The sequence below is a fragment of the Pseudomonas triclosanedens genome (assembly GCF_026686735.1).
Taxonomy (GTDB): domain Bacteria; phylum Pseudomonadota; class Gammaproteobacteria; order Pseudomonadales; family Pseudomonadaceae; genus Pseudomonas; species Pseudomonas triclosanedens.
The window spans coordinates 2,181,564-2,206,028 of the sequence record NZ_CP113432.1; the positions used below are offsets into that span (position 1 = coordinate 2,181,564).

21 protein-coding genes are annotated in these 24,465 nt (G+C 63.1%); 7 read left to right on the forward strand and 14 right to left on the reverse strand.

The window, feature by feature from the left end; all coding sequences use genetic code 11:
* Nucleotides 1-78: 78 nt before the first annotated feature.
* From OU419_RS10325 to OU419_RS10350, 6 genes are all read right to left on the reverse strand, one after another.
* On the reverse strand, nucleotides 79-771 hold the full coding sequence (locus OU419_RS10325) for a substrate-binding periplasmic protein (RefSeq protein WP_254472071.1): 693 nt from the start codon (nucleotides 769-771) through the stop codon (nucleotides 79-81).
* Entirely contained in the window at nucleotides 768-2,141 is a 1,374-nt protein-coding gene (locus OU419_RS10330) for a glutamine synthetase family protein (protein ID WP_254472072.1), read from the reverse strand. The genes OU419_RS10325 and OU419_RS10330 overlap by 4 nt, the downstream gene beginning before the upstream one ends.
* 136 nt (nucleotides 2,142-2,277) lie before the next feature.
* A complete protein-coding gene (locus OU419_RS10335) occupies nucleotides 2,278-2,982 on the reverse strand; it encodes a type 1 glutamine amidotransferase (protein ID WP_254472073.1) in 705 nt (234 codons plus the stop codon).
* Nucleotides 2,983-2,993: 11 nt separating this feature from the next.
* The gene (locus OU419_RS10340) at nucleotides 2,994-3,434 is read right to left on the reverse strand and encodes a flavodoxin domain-containing protein (RefSeq protein ID WP_254472074.1); all 441 of its coding nucleotides are present in this window, start codon (nucleotides 3,432-3,434) and stop codon (nucleotides 2,994-2,996) included.
* A complete protein-coding gene (locus OU419_RS10345; protein WP_254472075.1) occupies nucleotides 3,431-4,711 on the reverse strand; it encodes an FAD-dependent oxidoreductase in 1,281 nt (426 codons plus the stop codon). The genes OU419_RS10340 and OU419_RS10345 overlap by 4 nt, the downstream gene beginning before the upstream one ends.
* A complete protein-coding gene (locus OU419_RS10350) occupies nucleotides 4,708-5,928 on the reverse strand; it encodes a cytochrome P450 (protein WP_254472076.1) in 1,221 nt (406 codons plus the stop codon). Before OU419_RS10350 ends, OU419_RS10345 begins: the two co-directional genes overlap by 4 nt.
* A 287-nt stretch (nucleotides 5,929-6,215) precedes the next feature.
* Between OU419_RS10350 and OU419_RS10355 the strand changes: the two genes are divergently transcribed.
* Nucleotides 6,216-6,896 carry a type 1 glutamine amidotransferase gene (locus OU419_RS10355; RefSeq protein ID WP_254472077.1) on the forward strand — a complete coding sequence of 227 codons (681 nt, stop codon included), beginning with the start codon at nucleotides 6,216-6,218 and terminating at the stop codon, nucleotides 6,894-6,896.
* Nucleotides 6,897-7,171: 275 nt separating this feature from the next.
* Here OU419_RS10355 and OU419_RS10360 read toward each other — a convergent pair whose 3' ends face one another.
* The 5 genes from OU419_RS10360 to OU419_RS10380 form a co-directional block, all read right to left on the reverse strand.
* The gene (locus OU419_RS10360; protein WP_254472078.1) at nucleotides 7,172-7,630 is read right to left on the reverse strand and encodes a BRO-N domain-containing protein; all 459 of its coding nucleotides are present in this window, start codon (nucleotides 7,628-7,630) and stop codon (nucleotides 7,172-7,174) included.
* A gap of 372 nt (nucleotides 7,631-8,002) precedes the next feature.
* Nucleotides 8,003-8,536: an REP-associated tyrosine transposase gene (locus OU419_RS10365; protein ID WP_254472079.1), complete on the reverse strand. Its 534-nt coding sequence runs from the start codon at nucleotides 8,534-8,536 to the stop codon at nucleotides 8,003-8,005.
* 195 nt (nucleotides 8,537-8,731) lie between these two features.
* Entirely contained in the window at nucleotides 8,732-9,787 is a 1,056-nt protein-coding gene (locus OU419_RS10370; protein WP_254472080.1) for a ParA family protein, read from the reverse strand.
* A gap of 123 nt (nucleotides 9,788-9,910) precedes the next feature.
* Complete coding sequence (locus tag OU419_RS10375) at nucleotides 9,911-11,158, reverse strand: ribonucleotide-diphosphate reductase subunit beta (RefSeq protein WP_024763120.1); 1,248 nt, start codon at nucleotides 11,156-11,158, stop codon at nucleotides 9,911-9,913.
* A gap of 322 nt (nucleotides 11,159-11,480) precedes the next feature.
* Nucleotides 11,481-14,372 (reverse strand): ribonucleoside-diphosphate reductase subunit alpha, encoded by a 2,892-nt coding sequence (locus OU419_RS10380; protein ID WP_254472081.1) that lies wholly within the window; start codon nucleotides 14,370-14,372, stop codon nucleotides 11,481-11,483.
* Nucleotides 14,373-15,121: 749 nt separating this feature from the next.
* Between OU419_RS10380 and OU419_RS10385 the strand changes: the two genes are divergently transcribed.
* The 6 genes from OU419_RS10385 to modC all read left to right on the forward strand — a co-directional run bounded on the left by OU419_RS10385 (nucleotide 15,122) and on the right by modC (nucleotide 20,833).
* On the forward strand, nucleotides 15,122-15,826 hold the full coding sequence (locus OU419_RS10385; RefSeq protein WP_254472082.1) for a response regulator: 705 nt from the start codon (nucleotides 15,122-15,124) through the stop codon (nucleotides 15,824-15,826).
* A gap of 3 nt (nucleotides 15,827-15,829) precedes the next feature.
* The gene (locus tag OU419_RS10390; protein ID WP_254472083.1) at nucleotides 15,830-16,387 is read left to right on the forward strand and encodes a GNAT family N-acetyltransferase; all 558 of its coding nucleotides are present in this window, start codon (nucleotides 15,830-15,832) and stop codon (nucleotides 16,385-16,387) included.
* Nucleotides 16,384-18,000 carry an ATP-binding protein gene (locus OU419_RS10395; RefSeq protein ID WP_254472084.1) on the forward strand — a complete coding sequence of 539 codons (1,617 nt, stop codon included), beginning with the start codon at nucleotides 16,384-16,386 and terminating at the stop codon, nucleotides 17,998-18,000. Before OU419_RS10390 ends, OU419_RS10395 begins: the two co-directional genes overlap by 4 nt.
* A 254-nt stretch (nucleotides 18,001-18,254) precedes the next feature.
* Complete coding sequence (gene modA, locus OU419_RS10400) at nucleotides 18,255-19,010, forward strand: molybdate ABC transporter substrate-binding protein (protein ID WP_254472085.1); 756 nt, start codon at nucleotides 18,255-18,257, stop codon at nucleotides 19,008-19,010.
* A 31-nt stretch (nucleotides 19,011-19,041) separates the two neighbouring features.
* Entirely contained in the window at nucleotides 19,042-19,722 is a 681-nt protein-coding gene (gene modB, locus OU419_RS10405; protein ID WP_254472086.1) for a molybdate ABC transporter permease subunit, read from the forward strand.
* A 7-nt stretch (nucleotides 19,723-19,729) separates the two neighbouring features.
* Complete coding sequence (gene modC, locus OU419_RS10410; protein WP_254472087.1) at nucleotides 19,730-20,833, forward strand: molybdenum ABC transporter ATP-binding protein; 1,104 nt, start codon at nucleotides 19,730-19,732, stop codon at nucleotides 20,831-20,833.
* Nucleotides 20,834-21,015: 182 nt separating this feature from the next.
* Here the strand turns inward: modC and OU419_RS10415 are convergent, their stop codons facing one another.
* The 3 genes from OU419_RS10415 to OU419_RS10425 form a co-directional block, all read right to left on the reverse strand.
* The gene (locus tag OU419_RS10415) at nucleotides 21,016-22,395 is read right to left on the reverse strand and encodes an OprD family porin (protein WP_254472088.1); all 1,380 of its coding nucleotides are present in this window, start codon (nucleotides 22,393-22,395) and stop codon (nucleotides 21,016-21,018) included.
* A 202-nt stretch (nucleotides 22,396-22,597) separates the two neighbouring features.
* A complete protein-coding gene (locus tag OU419_RS10420) occupies nucleotides 22,598-23,311 on the reverse strand; it encodes a 4'-phosphopantetheinyl transferase family protein (protein ID WP_254472089.1) in 714 nt (237 codons plus the stop codon).
* 240 nt (nucleotides 23,312-23,551) lie between these two features.
* Complete coding sequence (locus OU419_RS10425) at nucleotides 23,552-24,343, reverse strand: dienelactone hydrolase family protein (protein ID WP_254472090.1); 792 nt, start codon at nucleotides 24,341-24,343, stop codon at nucleotides 23,552-23,554.
* Between the last annotated feature and the right edge of the window lie 122 nt (nucleotides 24,344-24,465).

Consider the following 24,465-nt stretch of genomic DNA (forward strand, 5'->3'; position numbering starts at 1 on the left):
ACGCAGTATAACCTCATCCTTAGATTTTAATGTCGAAATGGACCGCCCCGTGGGGCGGTCCAGATGTCGCAGGCGTGCTCAGAACGGGTAGGCCAGGCTCGGCATCCACCGCTGCCAGATGCGCTCCAGCTCGCCGTTGGCCTTCATTGCGGCCAGGGCACTGTCCACTTCGTCGAGCCAGGAACGGTTGCGGAGCTTGACTGCGATGCCCCAGCGGTTGCCCGTGGGAACGGTGAAGCCAATGGCCAGGTCAGGCTCCTCGGCGAGCGGTACCAGCGCGACATCGTCATCCACCAGAGCGTCGATGCGGCCGTCGCGCAGGGCCTGGACCATGTCTCCGAGCACGTCGTCGGTGTCACCGCCGAAGGGCACGGTGATACAGCCCTCGAAGGTCTCCGCCAGGGCCATGTTGAGGCTGTTGGCGATCGCCCCGACCTTTTTCCCGATCAGGTCCGTCGGGCTGCGCACCAGGCTGCCGCGCAGCACCATCACCGCTTCGTCGAACACCGCGTAGGGCGCGGTGAAATCGGCGAGGGTCAGACGGTAGTTGGAGATACCCTGACCGCAGAGCAGCAGGTCGCCGTCGCCGGCCTCCAGCGCGGGGTAGAAGTCCGCCCAGTTGCGGTAGACGAACTCCACCTCGCGGCCCAGGTGCGCCGCCAGGGCGCGCGCAACATCGGACTCGTAGCCGTGGCGGTAGCCATCGGCGTCCTTGTGGAACAGCGGCGGGGCCGGCAGGTCGGCGCAGATAACGCGCAATACGCGGCTCATGGCAGGTAGTCCATGTACATTTTGCTTTCCCATTCGGTGACGACGGAGCAATAGCGCGCCCATTCGTCGGCCTTGAGGTCGCGGTACAGCTCAGCCATCGTCGGCGGCAGCGCACCACGTACTACAGCGTCTTGGTCGAAGGCCTGCACGGCCTCGCCCAGAGTCATCGGCATGCGCACGTTCTCGCGGGCGGCAGGGATGCTGTCGCTGTTGTCCGGCGCGCCCGGATCGGTGCGGTTGACCAGGCCGTCGCGGATGCCGGCCAGCAGCAGGGTGTGCGACAGGTAGGGGTTCACGCTGGCATCGGGCAGCTTGTATTCCAGACGGCCGTTGGCCGACAGGCGCACGGTGCAGGTCTTGTTGTCCATACCCCAGTTCAGGCGGTTGGGGGCGAACAGGCCGGCGTCCCAGAAGCGCTTGTAGGAGTTCACCGTGGAAGCCATCACCAGCATCGAGCCGGGGGCGTGGGCCAGCAGGCCACCCAGGGCATGGCGGCCGGTCTCGGTCAGGTGCAGTTCGCGGCGGCCGGGTTCGGACAGCACGTTCTGCTCGCCGCGCCAGAGGCTGAAGTTGTGGTGGCAGCCGCTGCCCATGCTGCCGGTGGTGGGCTTGGGCATGAAGCTGGCGCGTACACCGAATTCGTTGGCGACCTGACGGCAGATCAGACGGTAGGTCACCAAGCGGTCGGCGGTGAGATGGCAGTCGTCGAACATCCAGTTCAGCTCCAACTGGCCTGGGTCTTCGTAGTCGCCCTCGATCATGTCCAGACCCATGGCGCCGGCGTACTGCATCACGCGCTGGAAGATCGGCCGCATGGTCTCCAGGTTGCCCAGGTGATAGGCCGGGCTGGCGCCGGGACGCACCTTGACCTCCAGCTTGTCCCCGAACCAGGTCATCTCCGGCTCGCAGCCGGTCTTCAGGCTCAGCCCGGTATCGGCGTGGAATGCCTTGTGGCTGTCGATCAGCAGGCCGCGGGCGTCGGTGGCGAGAACCTGGCCGGCGACTTCCGGGCGATGATCGGGTTCGTACAGGCGGCAGAAGAAACTGCCGATGGATTTGTCCCACGGCAGCACGTTGAAGCTGCTCACGTCAGGAATGGCGGTGAACTCGGCGGCCTGGGCGCCGCCACCGAGCAGTACGCCGGCGCGGGTGCTCTGCAGGTCGGAGAGCGCGGTGCGGTGGAACTGCACACCCTTCTCCAGGTTGCGCAGCAGGTGCTTGGCCGGGACCACCTTGGCCAGCACGCGGCCGCTGAGGGTGACCACCTGGTAGTACAGGTATTCCACGCCGGAATCGCGGATGCGCGCGGCGAGTTCCTGGGCGACGGCGGAGCTGGTGTTGTATTCCTTGTGTAGATCGAGCGCTGTCATGTTGTGGTACTCCTCGGGCAGCGGCAGGCAAGGCGCGCTGCGGTAGGGTGGGATGATTATAGATATAAGCTATGTTTTTATATGTTTTTATTCGAAAAACAGATCTCCCCTACAAGTCCCAGGCGGCTTGGAAAGTTCAGGCCGGATGGCTGTGTTCGCGGAAGAAGCCCGCCGCCCAGTGGGCGACCTGGGTGTTGTCCGGGGTCAGCCGCTGCAGCGATTCGCCAGCGCGGGCGGTTACGTCGGCGGGTAACAGGCCGTTGCCGTAGCGATCCAGCAGCGCGGCCACGTAGTCGTGGGTGAACTCCGGGTGGAACTGTACCGAGCGCGCCGGGAAGGCGTACTCCAGCACGCCGTGCGGGCAGTGGGCGGAGCCGCCGACCACCCGTGCCTCGGGCGGCAGGCTGCTGACCTGGTCCTGGTGAAACACCAGGGTCGGGGCATCCTCCAGGCCTTGGGCGGCATAATGGTAGGCTTGTGCGCCGACGCCCCAGCCCGCCTCGGCGCGGGTCGTGCGGCCGCCATAGGCATCAGCCATGATCTGGTGACCGAAGCAGATGCCGAACACAGGCTTGCGCAGGCTCCGCAGCCGACGCAGGAAGGTAATCTGGCGCAGCATCCAGGGGCTGTGCTCATAGCAGCTGTGGCGCGAGCCGGTGAGCAGGTAGCCATCGAAGGCTTCGGCGTCGGGCAGGGTTTCTCCGTTCACCGCCGAGACATAGGTGAAGCGCGCCTCGGGCAGGGCCGGGGCCAGCCAGCGTTCGATCATTGCCGGGTAGCTGCCGAAGCGCTCCTGCAGTGGTTCGGGGACCAGGCCATTCTCGATGATGCACAGGCGCATGGCGCTCTCCTTCAGATCTGCCCGAGCAGGGTCTTGGCCCAGGCCAGTGCCGCGTCGCCGGGTAACTCGCCGCTGGAGGCATCGTGTTGGCCGTGTTCCCCGACCGCCACCGCGCCCAGTTCCACCAGGGCCTCGGCGATGATCTGGCTGCCACGGTTGAAGGTCTCGTAGAAGCTGTCGCCCAGGCCGAAGGTGGCAAAGCGCAGACCTGCGAGGTCCGGTCGCTGGCCGAGCAGCGCGGCGTGGAACGGCTGGGCGCTATTGGGCAACTCACCGTCACCGTAAGTGGAGCAGACGATGACGTGGAAGTCGCTGGCGTTCAGTTCCGTCGGGTCGAAGTCGGCCATGTCGCGGACCTGCGTGGCGTAGTCGGTGCCGAAGGCATCGGCGAGGTCGTCGGCGACCATCTCGGCGTTGCCGGTCTCGGTGCCGAAGAGGATGAGAATGTTCATGCGGGGTTCTCCAGAGGGCTGCGGGCGATGGCGAGCATGCCGGCGCGGTCGGTAATCTTGCGGCGTACGCGCCCGGGGGCGGCGGCCTGGGTCTCGGCGTGGTCGATGCGCTTCCAGTCGGCGTAGCTCACGGCGTCGGCCAGCAGTCCGCCGGGCAGGGCGGCCAGCCCTGCGCGGCCGCTGCGTGGTGCGGTCTGCTGGTCGACGATCATGGTCTCGGCCACCAGGCGTGCATCCTGCCGGTTCTCCGGGATGGTTCCGCGTGGTCCGCGGCGCAACCAGCCGACGCAGTAGAGACCGGCGTCCAGGCGGCCCGCATCCAGGTCAACGCCTGCACCACGCAGGGCATCACGGCGCAGCGCAGCGTTGGCGGCTTCCTCGAAACCAATGGCGCTGACCAGGCTGTCCAGTTCCAGGCGCAGTTCATGGCCATCCACCCGGCGCAACTGCAGCGCCTCGACCCGGTCCTTGCCAAGGATGGCCTGCGGCGTCCAGCCGAAGCGGAACACCAGTTCGCGGCCTGTTGCCGGTTGTTCCTGGCTGGCGAGGCCGCGCAGCACCTCCAGGCGCGCCAGCTCGGTGGCGTCGGTGGACTGGTAGTGCGCAGGCGGCAAGTCCTCGACCCGCAGGCGCACACCGGCCAGCTTGCCCAGCTCGCGCAGCATCACCGGGTCGAAACGGGCCTGGGCGGCGGGCGAGCGACCAATGATGTCGATGCGCTCCACGCCTTCGGCAAGCAGTGCGCGCAGGGCGTCGTCGGCGATGTCCGAACCCTCGAAGTCACTGGCGGACTTGGCCAGCAGGCGCAGCACATCGATAGCGACATTGCCGTTGCCGATGACCGCCACGCGGCGGCCAAGGCGCGGGGTGAAACCCTGTTCGTCGGGATGGCCGTTGAGCAGCCGGGTCAGTTGGCCGGCACCGTAGACGCCTTCCAGCGTCTCGCCCGGAATATCCAGGCGGCGATCGCCATACAGACCGGTGGCGAGCACCACCAGGTCGAAGGCCTCGCGCAGTTGCTCCAGCGACAGGTCGCGGCCTATCTCGAGATTGCCGAGAAAGTCCACGCGCTCGCGTTCGAACAGCCGCTCGAACTGCCGGCACACCGCCTTGGTGCCCTGGTGGTCAGGGGCCACGCCATAGCGCACCAGGCCAAAGGGGGCGGGCAGACGCTCGATCATCACGATCGGCGCGTCCGCCCACTGCTTGCGCAGGGCCTGGGCCAGATAGCAGGCCGATGGCCCACTGCCGACGATGGCGACACTGGGCGCGTTCATTCGTCACGCACCGCGTCGAAACGGATCGGCAGGCGAATGGCGCCGGTGTTGCCGCTGTCCGGCAGCCACTGCGACTCACCGTTGGTGACCGGGTTTTTCAGCCGTTCGGCGAGCAGCGCCAGGGCCGCGGTCATGTCGCCGCGGGCGATGAAGTGCCCGATGCAATGGTGCGCGCCGGCACCGAAACCAAAGTGCGGCAGGCGCTTGGCGGTGATGTCGAAACTGCTGTCGTCGAAGGCGCGCGGGTCGCTACCGGCGGACTGGCTGAACAGATGCAGAGTGGTGCCCTTGGCGATTGCCAGGCCCTGATACTCGAAATCCTCCAGCGCTTCGCGGGTCACCCAGGTCACGGTGGGCCGCACGCGCATCACCTCCTCGACGGCGGCGCGCGCCAGCTCCGGGTCGTCGCCCAGCAGGCGCCACTGCTCAGGGTGCTGGAGGAAGGTATCCATGGCCAGGCTCAACTGGTTTCGCGTAGTGTCGATGCCGCCGAAGATCGCCAGGACGATCATGTCGTACAGCTCCTGGTCGCTGAGGGCCTGCTTGTCTTCCTCGTTGGCGCGTACCAGGCTGCTGAGGAAGTCCTCGCCCAGGCCATTGCGCTTGAGTGCTTCCACTGCCTGGCGGGCGTATTCGAACAGCTTGTCAGTGGCGGCGTTGATCCGTGCCTCGTCGCGCTTGAAGGTCACGCCCAGAGCCAGGCCCATTTCCACCGCGAGATCGGCCAGGCCCTTCCATTCGCTGATCGGCAGGCCGAGCAGCAGGCAGATCACCTGGGTGGCGTAGGGTTCAGCGAATTCGCTGACGAACTCGCACTCACCGCGTGCGGCGAACTGCGCGATCAGATCGCCGGCCAGGCGCTGGAAGTCCGGCATCATCTGCTTCACCAGCTTGGGCGAGAAGGCCGGGTTGGCCAGGCGGCGCAGGCGCGAATGGTCGGCGCCTTCCTTGCTCAGCAGCATGCGCATCCACCAGTCGGCGAAGCTGCCGCTGGCATTGTTGTGCGCCGGCCAGGCATAGCTGCCCTGCCGCAGACGCTGATCGCGCAACAGCTTGTTCACCTCGTCGTAACGCAGCACGGCGATGCCATAGGGCGTCCGGGCGAACCAGCTGCGCTCGCGCGCTTCGCGCACCGCGGCGGAACGGATAGAGAAGTTCGGGTCGGTTACGTCCAGGTAGGGCGCATCGTCGAGACGGGTGGGAGCACTAGTAGTCATTCGAACACCTCCGGTCTTGCGCTGCCGCCTCTTGGGGCGGTGCGTTCATTGTTGTTGTGAGCGACACCGGGCGATGCCGCCGTCCGCCGTTGGTGGGCAGCGGGGGATGGATTTAAATTTAAAATATGATCTTATAGTTTTCAACAGGCTTTTTTCGTCCCTGGGTACCTTTCAGGGGGTGTGGGCTGTCGGGAACAGGAGGGGCAAACCCAGCACCCACGCGGTTTTCGAAGGCATCAGCAGGTCGAATAAATAGCCTGTTTCAAAATCTTTTTTGGAGGAAAAGCATGAAAGCATCCCGCGCCATCGCCGTGGTGCACGACGTCGGCGACGTTGCCGGTTGTCTGCCGCCGTTGTTCGCCGAGCAGGGTATTGACCTGGAATTGCGCTGCGTGGACGCCGGCCTGCCGGATCCGGCAAGCCTGGAGTTATTGCTGGTGCTGGGCAGCCCGGAGTCGGCCTACGATCATCGGGTGCCCTGGTTGGCCGGCGAACTGGCCTGGCTGAAGGCCGTGCAACTGCGCGGCGTGCCGACTCTGGGTATCTGCTTTGGCAGCCAACTGCTGGCTCGCGCGCTGGGTGGCGAGGTGTACCGTAATCGTGAGGCGGAAATCGGCTGGACCACCCTCGACACCCCGCACGCCGACTGGTCGCTGAAAGGCCCCTGGCTGAACTTCCACTTCGATGCCTTCACTCCACCGCCGGGCTCCACTCTGCTGGGCAGCACCGACCTGGCCGCGCAGGCCTATCGTCATGGCCGCAGCCTGGGCGTGCAGTTCCACCCGGAAATCGACACGGCGATGTTCGATACCTGGATCGCCTACTGGCAGCGTAGCGAAGAGGGGCGACGCTTCATGGCCGAGGCGGGCGACCTGCCGGAGCGCATCCGCGCCCAGATTGCCGAGCGCGAGCGGGCCAACCAGGATAATTGCCGCGTGCTGCTGAAAGACTTCCTGGAGCGGAGTTGACGTGTGTGAGCGACCTGCAGGGTGAACAGTAAGCAAGCGGCGAAGTAGCGCATTCGATGCCAGGGATACCATCAAATCCACTGTCGATTCGATGGCTGGAGGCCGCCACCGACAGGCGCTCGTTTATCCGGGAAAGGTACATCCTCAGGTGAAGGCGCGAATACCGGCTCGGCCCTGGGCCCGAAGGGTGGAGCGCAGCGAAATCCATGCTCCCGGTACGCGGGAGTGATGGGTATTGCTGCGCTCGCGGATCGCCGCCCGATGCCTCCTGCGGTTCAACCTTCGGCGATCAGCTCCGGCCATTGGCGGTACGGTACCCAGAGCACGCCTTGCCAGCGCAATACGGTCAGCGCCTGAGTTGGGCCCTTCAGGGTTTCGCGGCGGGGTTGGTGGTGGTCGTGGCGCTGTTGGTCACGCAGGGTGGGGATGACGTGTTGGGTGATCCACTGGCGGATGCAGCGGTTTTCCGGGTGGAAGAAGTGGATCAGCGTGGCGTACAGGCCGGACTCGCTGATCAGCAGTTCATCCACGTACTCGCCATTGCCGTCGCGCACCCAGGCCCGGCGGTGCTGGTCGTCATCCAGGTTGCGCGCCACGCGGTCTTCCAGCACGGGAAAGCCGATCAGCTTGCCCAGGTCGTGGGCGCAGAACCAGCATTGGTCTTCCAGCAGCACGGCGCGTAGCTGGCGCCGGTGGCGGGTGAAGGTGGTGGGGATCAGGACCTCTTCAGACATGGCGCACCTCCGGGTTGGAGGGGGAAGAGGGCGGGTACAGCGAAGCGCCTTTGGGGCGAAGGCTGGGGGTGAAAGGCATATCCATTACCTCAATGGGTACACCGCTGCTTTCGGGAGCAGTATTGCCGCTATGTGAAGCGTTTCTTAGGCGCTGGCCGCAACGCTATTGACGGCTGGGCGCGCGGTCAACCGTAGGGCGCATAACTGCGAAGCAGTTATGCGCCAATCTGCTTGCCGTCGCGCTGTAGCTGAGGTGTGCATAAGCACTTCGGCGGATAACGCTTCGCGTTATTCGCCCTACGGGTGGGCCGAGCCTCGGAGTTTGCATTGGCGTAGGGCGCATAACTGCGCAGCAGTTATCCGCCATCGACCTCACCGCCGCTCCGCCGCCCGCACATCCAGCGACACATCACCCGCCCAATCTTCGGTGTAAATGCCATCGGCAACCGCCCGGCGAAAGGTGGAATACGGCCAATCCTTCACCGCCGTCACCCATCCATGTTTCACCGGGTTGATGTGGATGTAGTCGAAGTGCCGCTGGTAGTCCGTTTCATCACGGATCAGATGTTCCCAATAGCGCGGCTGCCAGATGCCGCGCTCTCCGCGCATCTGTTGCTCGATGCTCCGCGGCTCTCCATGAGGAATGCGCCGCGCGAAACCGGATTTGATGACCTTCCACCGCGTGGCGAAATCGGCGTCGCCCGGTGGCAGCGTCCACAGGCAGTGCATGTGTTCGGGCAGCACGACCCAAGCATCGATCTGGAAAGGGTGATTGCGTTTGGTCTGGGCGATGATGCGGCGCAGCAGATTGACTTCCTGGGTGAGGAGGCTGGAGCGGCGGTCACGTAGCGTGACCGTGAAGAAGTAGGTGCCACCCTGCACCCAGGCGCGTCGGTAGTTTGGCATTGGGCCCCTCCGAGTTCGGTTGGAGACTGAAGGGTACCCTAAGGATTCGGCGGATAACGCGGGGCGTTATTCGCCCTACACAAATTTCAGCTACGGCGTAGGAGTTTGGGATCTGATGGTCCGAGCTGCTTGCTAAGTTTTAAATAGAAATTTTAATAGTAAAGCACATGATGATTGATCATGTGCTTATGAGGTTTAGATGCAGTTTGATATGATATGGTCAGCTAGCTTGTCATACTCTTTGTCCATCTCGAGCATCAGATCGACTTGGTTTTGTGCCCACTTTCCTTTGGTTAGAAGTCGTGTCGGTCTGTGCTCGGGAAGGTATTTTATAGGGACGTTCTGAATTATGCTATCCGGTGCCATGACGTTAAGGTCTTCAATTAAAGCTACCGGCTCAAATTCTCCCTTGGTAGGAGTTGCGAAGTAACTTGAGATTCCAGAAAGTGCGGGATAAAGCTTTTCTTCTACTGCCTTGCTAATAGAGATATGGTGTGCTCTATCTGCGCCAACTTGATGTTTGACTCCAAGGGATCGCTTGGTATCGAATCCATTAAATATCCAGCCGGAAAATTTTGGTTGACCTTTGGCTGGTATAAGTGTGTCGTAACTGTTGCTGGCAAGGTAGCGCTCCTTTCCTTGTTCCCAGTCCTTGATGAAACTGGGGAGCATCTGACCGATTAGGCCAACGCAGTATGCGGAGAAAAGATCTGCTGTGCACGGGACTAGGAAGTAGTCTGAACAGTAGAGGGCAGAGCGGACAAGGGTGTTAAATGAAGGAGGGAGATCTATAAGTACATAGTCGTATTTTACTCCGCTAGTCTCTTCAGCTTTTGTGGAAATCAGATGAGGTAGCAGGAATCGATAGAGGCCGCCGCCACCAATTACATCGGTACCAACATTCAGTGTGTCGGAGAAATTGTTTAGCCAGAAATCGCCGGGAATTACGTGAAGGGTACCGTTTTTAATTGGGCTTTTGGGCTCGGATATAAATACATTGCCCTGTTGGTTTTGTTGGATGTATGGAAGCGTGAAGGCCTTGATTGTTTTTCCGAATGGATGAGTTGAACTGGTTTCGAGAAGCTTTGAGAATTCTTCGTCACCAAGGCATGCAATGGATAGGTTGCATTGAGGGTCGAAGTCTATTATTAAGACTTTGTTATCTTTCTCTGCTAGGGAAACGGCCGTGTTCCAAAGGATGGTGGTTTTTCCAACGCCGCCTTTGTTATTGAAAAACGATACTGTAATCATCGGTTTCTCCATGAAAAAGCCCCGCACTAGGCGGGGCTTTTGTCTTTCTATCACTGCCCCAAAATCCATTTCGGTCTACAGCGTTTCTAATGGTCTTGACTTGCGGTGGTGCTACTACTTCCGTCAGTCCCAGCTCAGCGCGCCGCCGGTCTGGTACTCGATTACGCGGGTCTCGAAGAAGTTCTTTTCCTTCTTGAGGTCCATGATTTCGCTCATCCACGGGAACGGGTTGCTGGTGCCCGGGTATTCCTCTTTGAGGCCGATCTGGGTCAGGCGGCGGTTGGCGATGAACTTGAGGTAGTCCTCCATCATCGCGGCGTTCATGCCCAGCACGCCACGCGGCATGGTGTCGCGAGCGTATTCGATCTCCAGTTGGGTGCCCTGGAGGATCATCTGGGTGGCCTCGTCCTTCATCTGGGCATCCCACAGGTGCGGGTTTTCGATCTTGATCTGGTTGATCACGTCGATGCCGAAGTTCAGGTGCATGGATTCGTCGCGCAGGATGTACTGGAACTGCTCGGCGGTGCCGGTCATCTTGTTGCGGCGGCCCATGGAGAGGATCTGGGTGAAGCCGCAGTAGAAGAAGATGCCTTCCAGTACGCAGTAGTAGGCGATCAGGTTACGCAAGAACTGGCGGTCGGTCTCCGGGGTGCCGGTCTGGAACTGCGGGTCGGAGATCGAGCGGGTGTACTTGAGGCCCCAGGACGCTTTCTTCGCGACCGAAGGAATCTCGTGGTACATGTTGAAGATTTCGCCCTCGTCCATGCCCAGCGATTCGATGCAGTACTGGTAGGCGTGGGTGTGGATGGCTTCTTCGAAGGCCTGGCGCAGGATGTACTGGCGGCACTCGGGGTTGGTGATGAGGCGGTAGACGGCCAGCACCAGGTTGTTGGCGACCAGGGAGTCGGCGGTGGAGAAGAAGCCGAGGTTGCGCATGACGATGCGGCGCTCGTCTTCGCTGAGGCCGTCCTTGCTCTTCCACAGGGCAATGTCGGCGTTCATGTTCACTTCCTGGGGCATCCAGTGGTTGGCGCAACCATCCAGATACTTCTGCCAGGCCCAGTCGTACTTGAAGGGTACGAGCTGGTTGAGGTCGGCGCGGGCGTTGATCATCTGCTTGTCGCCGACTTGTACGCGGGCGGCGGAGCCTTCGAGATCGTCCAGGCCTTCCTGGATGTCCAGGGCGTCGAGGGCCTGCTTGGCGCGAGCGACGGCGTCGGAGTCGTTGGCGGATACGGCGCGCGCTTCTTCGACGGAGCCTGCGGCGTCGGCGTCGAGTTTGTCAGCGTTCTGCGCGGCGGCCTGGGCAACGGCCGGGGCGGCCTTGGCTTCGGTGGCGTCTTCTTTGTCGAATTCGTCCCAGCTCAGCATGGGCTTCCTCTCCTGGTTCGGTGGCTGCTCTGTGGCGGCCTGATGTCTGATGGCGTGGTGTGCACGCTAAGAGCTTGTGCGTCTTCCGTTCACGACGGAGGAGGCTGTTGTTCTGCGAGGGCAGGGGCCTGAAAGCGCCCCTCTCCCTAGCCCTGGCTACGCGCCCCAGAGGGGCTTTAACGCTGCGGAGTTCTGGCGGTACCTCGGAGCGAGGCCGCGCTAGGTGCCTGGTAGGTCGGAGCCCCTGGGCGTACGACTGTACGTGGTGGGGGCCGACCTGCCGGGCAACGATGCGCAGACCGTTCCGAGGGCCGCTTACCTCTTACTGGCAGGCTTCGCAGTCGGGGTTGTCGATGGAGCAGGCCTGCGGAACCGGAGCCGGCTTAGGCTCGGCAGCCACAGCGGCCTGCAGGCCATCGTTGCCACCAGCGGACACGGCGTTGAGCTTGCCGGTGTTGATGGTGGACTTCTCGGTGCTGGTGGCGGCCAGGGCACGGAGGTAGTAGGTGGTTTTCAGGCCACGGTACCAGGCCATGCGGTAGGTGACGTCCAGCTTCTTGCCCGAGGCGCCGGCGATGTAGAGGTTCAGGGACTGGGCCTGGTCGATCCACTTCTGGCGGCGGCTGGCGGCATCGACGATCCACTTGGTCTCGACTTCGAACGCGGTGGCGTAGAGATCTTTGAGGTCCTGCGGAATGCGCTCGATCTGCTGTACGGAGCCGTCGTAGTACTTCAGGTCGTTGACCATGACCGGGTCCCACAGGCCGCGTGCCTTGAGGTCGCGTACCAGGTAGGGGTTGATCACGGTGAATTCGCCGGAGAGGTTCGATTTCACGTACAGGTTCTGGTAGGTCGGCTCGATGGACTGCGATACGCCGGTGATGTTGGCGATGGTCGCGGTCGGCGCGATGGCCATGATGTTCGAGTTACGGATGCCTTTCTGTACGCGAGCACGTACCGGAGCCCAGTCGAGGGATTCGGTGAGGTCGACGTCGATGTACTTCTGACCACGGGCTTCGATGAGGATCTGCTGGGAGTCCAGCGGCAGGATGCCCTTGGACCACAGGGAGCCTTCGAAGGTCTCGTAGGCGCCACGCTCGTCGGCCAGGTCACAGGAGGCCTGGATGGCGAAGTAGCTCACCGCTTCCATGGACTTGTCGGCGAACTCGATGGCAGCGTCCGAGCCGTACGGGATGTGCTGCAGGTATAGCGCGTCCTGGAAGCCCATGATGCCGAGGCCAACCGGGCGGTGCTTGAGGTTGGAGTTGCGCGCCTGCGGGACCGAGTAGTAGTTGATGTCGATGACGTTATCGAGCATGCGTACTGCGGTCTTGACGGTTTTCTCGAGCTTGGCGGTGTCCAGCTTGCCGTCGACGATGTGGTTGACCAGGTTGATCGAGCCCAGGTTGCAGACCGCGATCTCGTCCTTGTTGGTGTTCAGGGTGATCTCGGTGCACAGGTTGGAGCTGTGGACCACGCCCACGTGCTGCTGCGGGCTGCGCAGGTTGCACGGGTCCTTGAAGGTCAGCCACGGGTGGCCGGTCTCGAAGAGCATGGAGAGCATCTTGCGCCACAGGTCTTTGGCCTGGACGACCTTGAACACCTTGATCTTGTTGTACTCGGTCAGGGCCTCGTAATACTCGTAGCGCTCTTCGAAGGCCTTGCCGGTCAGATCGTGCAGGTCCGGTACTTCGGACGGGGAGAACAGGGTCCACTTGCCGTCGTCGAAGACGCGCTTCATGAACAGGTCCGGAATCCAGTTCGCGGTGTTCATGTCGTGGGTACGGCGACGGTCGTCACCGGTGTTCTTGCGCAGTTCGAGGAACTCCTCGATGTCCAGGTGCCAGGTTTCCAGGTAGGCGCAGACGGCGCCTTTGCGCTTGCCGCCCTGGTTTACGGCGACGGCGGTGTCGTTCACGACTTTGAGGAACGGAACCACGCCCTGGGACTTGCCGTTGGTGCCCTTGATGTAGGAGCCCAATGCACGGACCGGCGTCCAGTCGTTGCCCAGGCCGCCTGCGAACTTGGACAGCATGGCGTTGTCGTGGATGGCGTTGTAGATGCCCGACAGGTCGTCCGGAACGGTGGTCAGGTAGCAACTGGAGAGCTGCGGACGCAGGGTGCCGGCGTTGAACAGGGTCGGGGTCGACGACATGTAGTCGAACGAGGAGAGCAGGTTGTAGAACTCAATGGCGCGCGCTTCACGGTCCTTCTCTTCGATGGCCAGGCCCATGGCCACGCGCATGAAGAAGACCTGCGGCAGTTCGAAGCGGATGCCGTCCTTGTGGATGAAGTAGCGGTCGTACAGGGTCTGCAGGCCGAGGTAGGTGAACTGCTGGTCGCGCTCGTGGTTCAGCGCGGCGCCCAGCTTGGCCAGGTCGAATTCCTTGAGTTTGCTGTCGATCAGCTCGAATTCGGCGCCTTTCTCGACGTAGGCGGCCAGGGCCTTGGTGTAGAGGTCGGCCATCTCGTGGTGAGTGGCGCTCTCGGCCACGCCCAGGAAGCCCAGGGCTTCGGCGCGCAGGGTGTCCATCAGCAGGCGGGCGGTGACGTAGGAGTAGTTCGGCTCGCGCTCGACCAGGGTACGGGCGGTCATCACCAGGGCGGTGTTGACGTCCTTCTCGGCAACGCCGTCGTACAGGTTTTTCAGGGTTTCGCGTTCGATCAGGTCGCCATCGACTTCGGCCAGGCCTTCGCAGGCTTCGCGGATGATGGTCTGCAGGCGGCCCATGTCCAGCGGCTGGGTGCTGCCGTCGGCCTTGGTAATGCGGATGCTCGGGTGCGGCTGGGCGATGTCGCTGGCGGCGCCAGCATTCTTGCGTTCGTTGGCACGGGCTTCGCGGTAGATCACGTAGTCGCGGGCGACTTTCTGCTCGCCGGCACGCATCAGGGACAGTTCGACCTGGTCCTGGATTTCTTCGATGTGGATGGTGCCACCGGAAGGCATGCGGCGCTTGAAGGTAGCGGTGACCTGTTCGGTCAGGCGGCGCACGGTTTCATGGATGCGCGACGAGGCGGCAGCGGTGCCGCCTTCCACGGCGAGGAACGCCTTGGTGATGGCTACGGTGATCTTGTCATCGGTGTAGGGAACTACGGTGCCGTTGCGCTTGATCACGCGCAGCTGGCCCGGAGCGGTGGCGGCCAGATCCTGGGCGGATTCAGCGGCCACGGGCGCTGCGGCCTGCGGGTTCTCGCGAGTGGTGTCGATTTGCATGGGTGGTTGTCTCCACGTTCTCGTAATTGGTGTGTTACTGGCACCAGGGGTGCCATCCCGAAATAAAGAGCGAAAAGAGCGAAAGCCCGCGGCGAGCCGCAAGCTGAAAAATTCGTTGGAACAGGGGGAAAGAGACCCGAAGCGCCTCCCTGGCCCAAGTCGGGTGCCGGCCTTACGGGCCGGGACCACAATACCTAGTGGTGTTGAACGTATCGTTGCAACACCCGTACCGCATTTCCATCGACATGAATCGCTCCTTGCGGTCAGGGCCGCCTGGCACATCAGTACGTCTGGAATACGTTGTGGCTGAACCGGAGGAGCCGTGGAACAGGCTCGCGACTTCGACTTTCTTCTTGTGTCCGGTTCATAGTGGCAACCCCAAGATGTAGGGGTATGCCGTAACGGGGATACAAGATAATGCGCTATTGGGGGGTTTGCAAGGCGAGAGGCGTGGGAAAAGCTGTGGATAAAATGTGCGTGAAATGTGGGTGGATCGAGGGAAGTCGCGCAAGGCCGCATCGTGCCTACCTTTCGCCGTTCGTCGCGGCTGGAGAAAGAATTTTCCTACGCTGCGCGGGCTTCGAGGTGATGCAAACACTACCACAATATGTAGTGTTTTCGCCCGCCAGCCTCTTGACCTTTCGCTGCAATGGCTTCTTACCTGGCTCGAGTGCTGCGCGGGCGTCACATTGGCTACAATGCCGGCCGTTCCGGCGGGTTGGCCCGCGACCGGTGTGGTAGGAGGCAAGGTGGAGCAAGAAGCGCGCATTCTCATCGTCGAGGACGATCAGCGTCTGGCCGAGCTGACCCAGGATTATCTGGAGAGCAATGGCCTGGAGGTCGCCATCGAGTCCAATGGCGCGGCGGCGGTGGCGCGGGTACTGGCGGAGCGTCCGGATCTGGTGGTGCTCGATCTGATGTTGCCCGGCGAAGACGGCCTGTCGATCTGCAAGCGCCTGCGCCCGGATTATGACGGCCCGATCCTGATGCTCACCGCGCGCACCGACGATATGGATCAGGTGCAGGGCCTGGAGATGGGCGCGGACGACTACGTGTGCAAGCCGGTGCGTCCTCGTGTATTGCTGGCGCGCATTCGTGCACTGTTGCGGCGCAGCGAGCCGGTGGAGTCGGCACTGCCGCAGGGCGGTAAACGCCTGGTCTTCGGCACGCTGGTGATCGACAACGCGATGCGTGAGGCGTGGCTGGACGGGCAGACCATCGAGCTGACCAGCGCCGAGTTCGATCTGCTCTGGCTGCTGGCTTCGAACGCGGGGCGCATTCTGTCTCGCGAGGAAATCTTCAATTCCCTGCGCGGCATCGAGTACGACGGCCAGGACCGCTCCATTGACGTGCGCATTTCGCGCATCCGCCCCAAGATCGGCGACGACCCGATGCACCCGCGGCTGATCAAGACGGTGCGCAGCAAGGGCTACCTGTTCGTCGGGGAGCTTTGAGCGATGGCTGGCCAGGGGTTTCCCGAGTTGCACGCTGAGCGCTTTTTGCTGCGTGCGTTCTCCGATGCGGACCAGCCGGCGGTGTTTCGCGCGCTGTCGCACCCGCAGGTGATCCGCCACTACGGCGTTTCCTACGCGACGTTCGAAGCGACCCGCGAGCAGATGGAGTGGTTCGAGCGTATTCATGCAGAAGGCAGCGGCATCTGGTGGGCGATATGCCGGCCCGAGGCGCCCGCTGAGGTTATCGGTGGCTGCGGCTTCAATAACTGGCAGCGGGAACATCGCCGCCTGGAACTGGGGTACTGGCTGATGCCGGAGTATTGGGGGCAGGGGGTGATGAGTGAGTGTCTGCCGTTGATCCTGCGGTATGCGTTCTTCGAAATGAATGTGCATCGCATCGAGGCCGAGGTGGAGACAGAGAACACCGCCAGCAGCCGCCTGCTGCTCAGGCATGGTTTCGTCCATGAGGGGCGGCGCCGTGAGTGTGAGGTGAAAGACGGCGCGTTCGTCAGCCTGGATGACTTCGGCTTGCTCGCTCCGGTGGCTTTGCCTCAACCATGAAATCCATCTTTCTGCGCATCTATGGCGGCATGTTGCTGACCCTGGTGTTGGTCGCTGCGCTTGGTGTGCTGGCTCTGCATCTGGTCAACGAGGTGCGTGGCGAGCGTTATCGGGAGGATCTGGCGCGCGGCACGTTCCGCCTGATGGCCGATGAGTTGCTGCCGATGAGTGAGGTGGACCGCAAGCGCGCGCTGACTCAGTGGAGCCGCCTGCTGGGCATTCCGCTGAGGCTGACCAGCCTGGATGCGCTGGGCATGGAAGGGCGCAGCCGGGCGCGCCTTATGAATGATCAGGTGCTGGTGCAGGCGAGCGCGCCGCACATGGTGAAGGTGCTGACTCAGGTTAGCGCGGCGGAGAGCCTGATCCTCACCGGCGAGGTGGAGCAGGTCAGCGAGCAGTTGGCCCGTGCCACCATCTATCTGCTGATGGACGAGCTCAAGCGCTATCCGGCCAGCGAGCAGCCTTATCACCTGGCACGCATCGTCCGCGACAAGCGCTTCGGTTTCGATGTGCACCTGCTGCGCCTGAAGGAAATCGACCTCGACGACGATCAGAGTCGTCGCGTGGAGGAGGGCGACACGGTGCTGGCGCTGGGCAAGGACGGCGATTCGATCCGCGTGCTGGCCGGCATTCTCGATACGCCCTGGGTGTTGGAACTGGGGCCGATTTATCAGATGAACCCTTATCCGCCGCAACTGCTGTCGATCATTGTGGTGGTGGCGCTGAGTCTGATCGGTCTTACGCTCTATCTGCTCATCAGTGGCCTGGAGCAGCGCCTGCGCAGCCTGGAGTCGGCGGCCACGCGCATTGCCCGGGGCAGCCTGGATACCCGCGTGGAGGCCCGTGGCGCGGACTCGGTGGGGCGGCTCGCGGGGGCGTTCAACCACATGGCCGAACAGTTGCACCTGTTGCTGACGGTGCAGCGCGAGCTGGTGCGTGCGGTGTCCCACGAGTTGCGCACGCCGGTGGCGCGGCTACGTTTCGGCCTGGAGATGATTGAGTCCGCCGAAACCGACGTGGCGCGGCGCAAGTACATGGAGGGCATGGATGGCGACATTCAGGATCTCGACCAGTTGGTGGACGAGATGCTCACCTACGCCCGCCTGGAGCAGGGCTCGCCGGCTCTGACGTATCAGCGCCTGGAGCTGGCAGCGCTGGTAACCCAGGTGGTGTCGGAGATTGCGCCGCTGCGGCGGGAGATTACCGTCAGTATCGAGCCGGGACCGCTGGTTCCGTTCGATCAGGGCAGTTGGGTGGAGGCGGAGCCGCGCTACCTGCATCGCGCCCTGCAGAACCTGCTGACCAATGCCTTGCGCTACGCTGAAAGCCGTGTCCGGGTGAGCTTCCGGCTCAGCGTTGAGCAGTGCCAGGTGGATGTCGAGGACGATGGCCCCGGTGTACCGGAAGTGCAGTGGCCGCGCCTGTTCCAGCCGTTCTTCCGCGCCGACGACAGCCGTGCGCGGGTTACGGGTGGGCACGGGCTGGGGTTGTCGATCGTGCGGAGGATCATTCATTGGCACGGCGGTCGCGCACAGATCGCGCACAGCGAGTCCCTGGGCGGGGCGTGCTTCACGTTGGTGTGGCCGCGTCGGCAGGCTCCGCGGGGCGAGTGACTTTTCGGTGTCGCATCTGCAGGGTTTGACCTTGAAGTCAAAAAATGCAGAATGCTTCGGTGCTATCGCCGTCTGATGGCACTCACCGATGCGTTCCTTCGCCGTCTGTTCAACGAGATTTCCTGAGATATCCCTTGCGGGGTATTGCATAGCTAGCGGTATCGTTATGTAATTTTTGTTATAGCGATTGCGTTCAGGTGCTCCTTCATCGACCGGGTGGACGCTTGAAAACAACAATCCACTGGAGCCTCACGATGAAACACCGCTGCGCAAGCCTGTCCCTGCTGCTCGCTTCCTGCTTCGCCCTGCATTCGGCACTGGCCGACGAGGTGCAGGTCGCGGTCGCCGCCAACTTCACCGCGCCGATCCAGGCGATCGCCAGGGACTTCGAGAAAGACACCGGCCACAAGCTGGTCGCGGCTTACGGCGCCACGGGCCAGTTCTATACGCAGATCAAGAATGGCGCGCCGTTCGAGGTGTTCCTCTCGGCTGATGACAGCACGCCGAAGAAGCTGGAGGAGGAGAAGGAGATCGTCCCCGGTTCGCGCTTCACCTACGCTGTAGGCACGCTGGCGCTGTGGTCGCCGAAGGAAGGCTACATCGATGACAAGGGCGCGGTACTGCAGAAGAGTGAGTTCAGGCACCTGTCCATCGCCAACCCGAAAACCGCACCGTACGGTCTGGCCGCTACCCAGGTGATCGAGAAGATGGGCCTGAAGGACAAGCTCGCCGGCAAGATCGTCGAGGGGCAGAACATCACCCAGGCTTTCCAGTTCGTCTCCACCGGCAACGCCGAGCTGGGCTTCGTGGCGTTGTCGCAGATCTACAAGGATGGCAAGGTGAGCGGCGGTTCCGCGTGGATCGTGCCGGGCGACCTGCATGATCCTATCCGCCAGGACGCCGTGATCCTCAACAAGGGCAAGGACAGCGCAGCCGCCAAGGCGCTGGTCGAATACCTGAAGGGCCCGAAAGCCGCTGCGGTGATCAAGTCTTACGGCTACGAACTCTGATTCTCGCGAATCCATCGGCAAGGAACCGGCGATGCCCCTGACGCAGGAGGATTTCCAGGCAATCTGGCTCACCATCGAGCTGGCGTCCCTGAGCACCCTGATTCTCCTGCTGATCGGCACGCCCATAGCCTGGTGGTTGGCGCGCACGCGCTCGTGGCTGAAGGGCCCGCTTGGCGCGGTGGTCGCGCTGCCGCTGGTGTTGCCGCCGACGGTGATCGGCTTCTACCTCCTGATCACTCTCGGCCCCAGCGGTTTCATCGGGCAACTGACCGAGAGCCTTGGCCTGGGTCGACTGCCGTTCACCTTTGCCGGCCTGGTGGTTGGCTCGGTGTTCTATTCGCTGCCCTTCGTGGTGCAGCCGCTGCAGAACGCTTTCGAGTCGATCGGCGACAAACCGCTGGAGGCTGCCGCAACGTTGCGGGCCAGTCCCATGGATACCTTCTTCAGCGTGGTGTTGCCGCTGGCCCGGCCAGGCTTCCTCACTGCCAGCATCCTCGGCTTCGCGCATACGGTGGGCGAGTTCGGTGTGGTGCTGATGATTGGCGGCAACATTCCGGGCAAGACCCGTGTGGTGTCGGTGCAGATATTCGATCACGTCGAGGCGATGGAGTACGCCCAGGCTCACTGGCTGGCCGGTGGCATGGTGGTGTTCTCCTTCTTCGTTCTGCTGGCGCTTTACGCGAGCCGTCGCAGCCGTTCGGCGTGGGTCTGAGGTGGGCATGAACGAAGCCGTGACCGAGCGTTCCATCGAGGCGCGTTTCCAGATCGCCTATTCGGGCTTCAGCCTGGATGTCGACCTGCGCTTGCCGGGGCGAGGCGTGACCGCGCTGTTCGGCCATTCCGGTTCGGGCAAGACCACTTGCCTGCGCTGCGTGGCGGGGCTGGAGCGGGCGCCGCTCGGCCGCCTGGTGGTGAACGGGGACGTCTGGCAGGACAGCGCCAGCGGCGTGTTCCTGCCGCCGCACAAGCGTGCGCTGGGCTATGTGTTCCAGGATGCCAACCTGTTCGAGCACCTGTCGGTGAAGCGCAATCTCACCTACGGCATGCGCCGCGTGCCGCGCGACCAGCATCGCGTGGAGCTGGCGCAGGCGACCGAGCTGCTCGGCATCAGCCACCTGCTGGAGCGCATGCCGGGGCATCTGTCCGGCGGCGAGCGGCAGCGCGTCGGCATGGCCAGGGCCTTGCTGACCAGCCCACGCCTGCTGTTGATGGATGAACCACTGGCGGCGCTGGACCTCAAGCGCAAGGCGGAAATTCTGCCCTACCTGGAGCGCCTGCACGACGAACTGGACATTCCGATCCTCTATGTCAGCCACTCGCCGGACGAAGTCGCACGGCTGGCGGATCATCTGGTGCTGCTCGACCAGGGCCGGAGCATCGCCAGCGGCCCGGTGATGCAGACTCTTGCGCGGACCGACCTGCCGATCTCGCACCTGGACGACGCCGGCGTGGCGATCGATGGCCGCGTCGCCGGCTATGACGAAGCCTATGGTCTGCTGACCCTGGCATTGCCCGGATGCGAGGAGCGCATTCGCGTGGCTCATGCGCCGATGGCGCTGGGCAAAGCGTTGCGGATCAAGGTACAGGCGCGGGATGTGAGCCTGAGCCTGGAGCCGGCGGCCCACAGCAGCATCCTCAACGCATTGCCGGCGACGGTGGTGGAGATCGTCCCGACGGACAATCCCGCGCACCTGCTGGTGAAGCTGGCGGTGGCCGGTACTCCTCTGCTGGCGCGGATCACGCGCTATTCCCACGACCAGCTCGGCCTGCATGCCGGACAGGTGGTCTGGGCTCAGATCAAGTCGGTAGCGTTGCTGGCCTGAGGCTGCACCTGCTTTTCGTAGGATGGCGTGGAGCGCAGCGATACCCATCGATCTGGCATGCCCTCAGCATGGGTATCGCCGCGCGCCCCCATCCTGAGAGTGCCTCGTGACGTCCAACTTTGCGGATGGATCAGAAACAAGAAGGGCGGTCACTGGCCGCCCTTCTTCTTTCACACCACGCCTTACAGCAGCGGGATGGTGTAGCTGACGATCAGGCGGTTCTCGTCCTGGTCACGCTGGTTGGGAGTGCCGGGGGTGCTGGCGGCGGGCAGGCCGCTGCGCATGGTGGCGTTCTTCCAGGCCAGGCCAAGGCCCTTGAAGGTGCCTTCCGGGACGACGTAGCCCAGTGCGATGTCGCGTTCCCATTCGCCCTGGTCGCCCTGCCTGGTGTCGATGTTGTCGGCGTTCAGGTAGAGCACGCTGAAGGTCAGGCCCGGCAGGCCGAGATCGGCGAAGTCGTAGGCGTAACGGCCGATCCAGGTGCGCTCGCCGGCGCGATTGAACTTGAGCAATTGGGCGTCGGAGATCAGGTAGGTGCTGGTGCCTTCGCCATCGCCGCGATTCAGGTAGGGGAAGTCGCTGTCGCCGGTCAGGACCTGGTAGCCGGCGCCGATGCTATGGGCACCCAGAGCATAGGTGAACATGCCGCTGTAGACGTTGTTGTCCACTTCGCCTTTAAGGCTGTTGCCGCCGTAGTAGCCGCTGCTGACGTAGCCGTCGGCCCGGCCGGAGGCGCTGCCGTTCTTGCCGTCGGAGTCGCTGATGAATACGCGCAGGTCCGACTTCAGGGTGCCTGGGCCGATCGCCCAGTTGTGTACCAGGCCGAGGTAGTTCTGCTTGTAGAAGTTGTCCAGCTCGCCGTAGTAGTACGACAGGGTCAGGTTCTTGCTGGCCTTGTAGTCGCCGCCGGCGAAGTAGAACTTGTTGCTGTCGCGGGAGGTCGGGCCGCTGCCGTTGGCACCGGAGATGGACATGCTGCGCCAGTCGGTCGAGTTGCGGCCCTTGGTATGAGTCAACTGGCCGCCGGTGATGGTCAGGTTGTCGATGTCGGTGGAGGTGACCTGGCCACCTTCGTAGGTCATCGGCAGCAGGCGCGCGTCGTTGTAGACCACCACCGGCAGCTTCGGCTGCAGGGTGCCGTAGCGGAACTCGGTCTTGGAGATTTTCGCCTTGGCGGTCAGGCCCAGGCTGCTGAATTCGTCGACAGCGCTGCCATCGCTTTCCAGCGGGAAGATGGTGCCGGGCTGGCGATCGATGTTGGGCTTGCCGGCCTTGCCGCCGCCGTCCAGGCGTACGCCGAGCAGGCCGAGGGCGTCGACGCCGAAGCCGACGGTGCCTTGGGTGAAGCCCGATGCGTAGTTGAGCATGAAGCCTTGGCCCCACTCATCCTGCTTGCTGGGCATTTTGGGACCGTTGCCATTACGGTTGTCGGTGTTGATGTAGAAGTTGCGAAGGGTGAGGCTGGCCTTGCTGTCCTCGATGAAGCCGCCCGCGACCGCCGAGTGCGCGACGAGGCCGAGCGAGCTGGCCGCGATGGCTAGGGCCAGGGTGTTTCTGGTCATTCCGATTACTCCGATGTGCATTTTTTCTTGTGGGTACCCCAATCGCCAAGGCGCTTGACTTGGCTGTATTGGATTTTATATAGCGGAGGGCGTGCCGACGATTCCCAGGAAGGCAGAGCCTGCGGGGCAAAAGAGGTATGGAAGCGTCTGGACGGCGTGCATGACGCCAAATTCTGACTTTTAAGTCAATACTTTGCGCTGCTCAGTTGCCCGCGGGAATCGCTACCAGGCTGAGCAGTCGCTCGCCCATCAGGCTGAACTGGCCGTCGATTTCCTTGCCGTGGTGCCATTCCGGCGACAGGTCGGTAAGCAGCCTTAGGCGCGCGTGGCCGCCGGCCGACCACTGGATCAGCTCGGCGTGCTCGAAATAGAAGCGCTGGCGCACCAGTGGGAACAGCGCCTTGAACAGGCTTTCCTTGAGCGAGAAGGTGAGCGTGACCTGTAGCGCGGCCTGCTCCGGGTGGAGGCGCGACAGTTCGCCTGGCGTGAGGATTTCCCCGGCCAGCCGCTGGGCGCGGGCGCTGTCGAGGCGGGTTTCCACGTCCAGTCCGAGGCCACGCCAGTCGCGGCTGTGGGCAACGACGGCGGCGGCCCAGCCGTCGCCGTGGGTGATGGAGCCGCAGAAGCCCGCCGGCCAGACTGGCGCCCGCTCTTCATCGGTGCCGGGCACGGTTGCATCGCTGCCGCTGGCCTGGAGCGCCGCGCGGGCGCAGAGACGGCCGGCGAGGTATTCGGCCTGGCGCTTGGCGACGGAGCGCTGGATGTTCGCCGGGGCTGCTACCTGGCTCAGGGAGAAGTCGTCGGGCAGCAGGCGCTGGCGATCGAAATGGGTACTGCGCATCTGGCAGCCGGCAAGGGGCGTGGGCAGGGGCCAGTCGGCGCTGAGCGGGGTGCAGAAGGCGGGGAGGGTGGTCATGGGCCTATTCTGCCGTTGCGGAACGTGGCTCACCAGTCACGCTGCGATTACATTCCTTTGCAAACCTTCACCAAAGGCGTACGGATTCGTCCGTCGAGCTTTGCCAAACTGCACGCCGCGTCCCACGGGGACGCAGGTGAGGTTGTTGTTGGAGTGCCGCCAAGGCGGGCTCTGACCTTTACACTTGATTGAGTGCGGGAGCCCCAAGGGGCTCCCGTTTTTTTTGTGCTGGAAAAAGTCTCAGGACTTCTCGGCGAAGATGTCCTTGAAGAACGCCTGCAAGTCGGCCCACGACTTCTGGTCGGCGGTCTTGTCGTAGCCAACGTCCAGGCCGTGGCCCTTGTGCATGTCGGCGTCCGGGTTGGTGAAGCTGTGCTTGGCACCCGGCTGGATCACCAGCTTGTAGTCGGCCTTGGCGTTGTCCATCTCGGTCTTGAAGGCCGCGACGCTTTCTGCCGGCACCAGGGTATCGGCGCCGCCGTGCTCGACGAGGATCTTCGCCTTCACAGCGCCTGTTTGCGCCGGGGTGTCTGTGGCCAGCACGCCGTGGAAGCTTGCCACGCCCGCCAGCGGCAGGCCGGCGCGGGCCATGTCCAGTACCACCTTGCCACCGAAGCAATAGCCGATGGCGGCGATCTTGCTCGGGTCGGTCTGCGGTTGCTTCTTCAGCAGTTCGAGCCCGGCCTGGAAGCGCGCCCTTGAGGCGTCGGCGTTCTTCAGCGCTTCGGTCATGAATGCCTTGGCATCGTTCGGATGCTCGGTGTGCTTGCCGTCACCGTACATGTCGATGGCCAGGGCGCTGTAGCCCAGTGCGGCAAGGTCGCGGGCGCGGCGCTTGGCGTAGTCGTTCAGCCCCCACCACTCGTGCACCACGATCACACCGGGGCGGATGCCCGACTTGGCGTCGTCGTAGGCGAAATAGCCGATCATCCTGGTGCCATCGGCGGACTGGTAGGGAATTTCCTGGGTCTTGATCGCGGCTGACGCACTGGCGGCGAAGGCGAATAGCAGAAAGGCGGTGAGCAGGCGCATGGCGGGAGTCTCCGTGACGGGGCCGGGGGAGTGACCCAGAGAAGATAGCCGCTCCTGCGCTGGGTGGCGCGTCGCCGGCGTCAAGCACGCGGCTGCGGATGAAATGTGAGTCTCTCTCGACT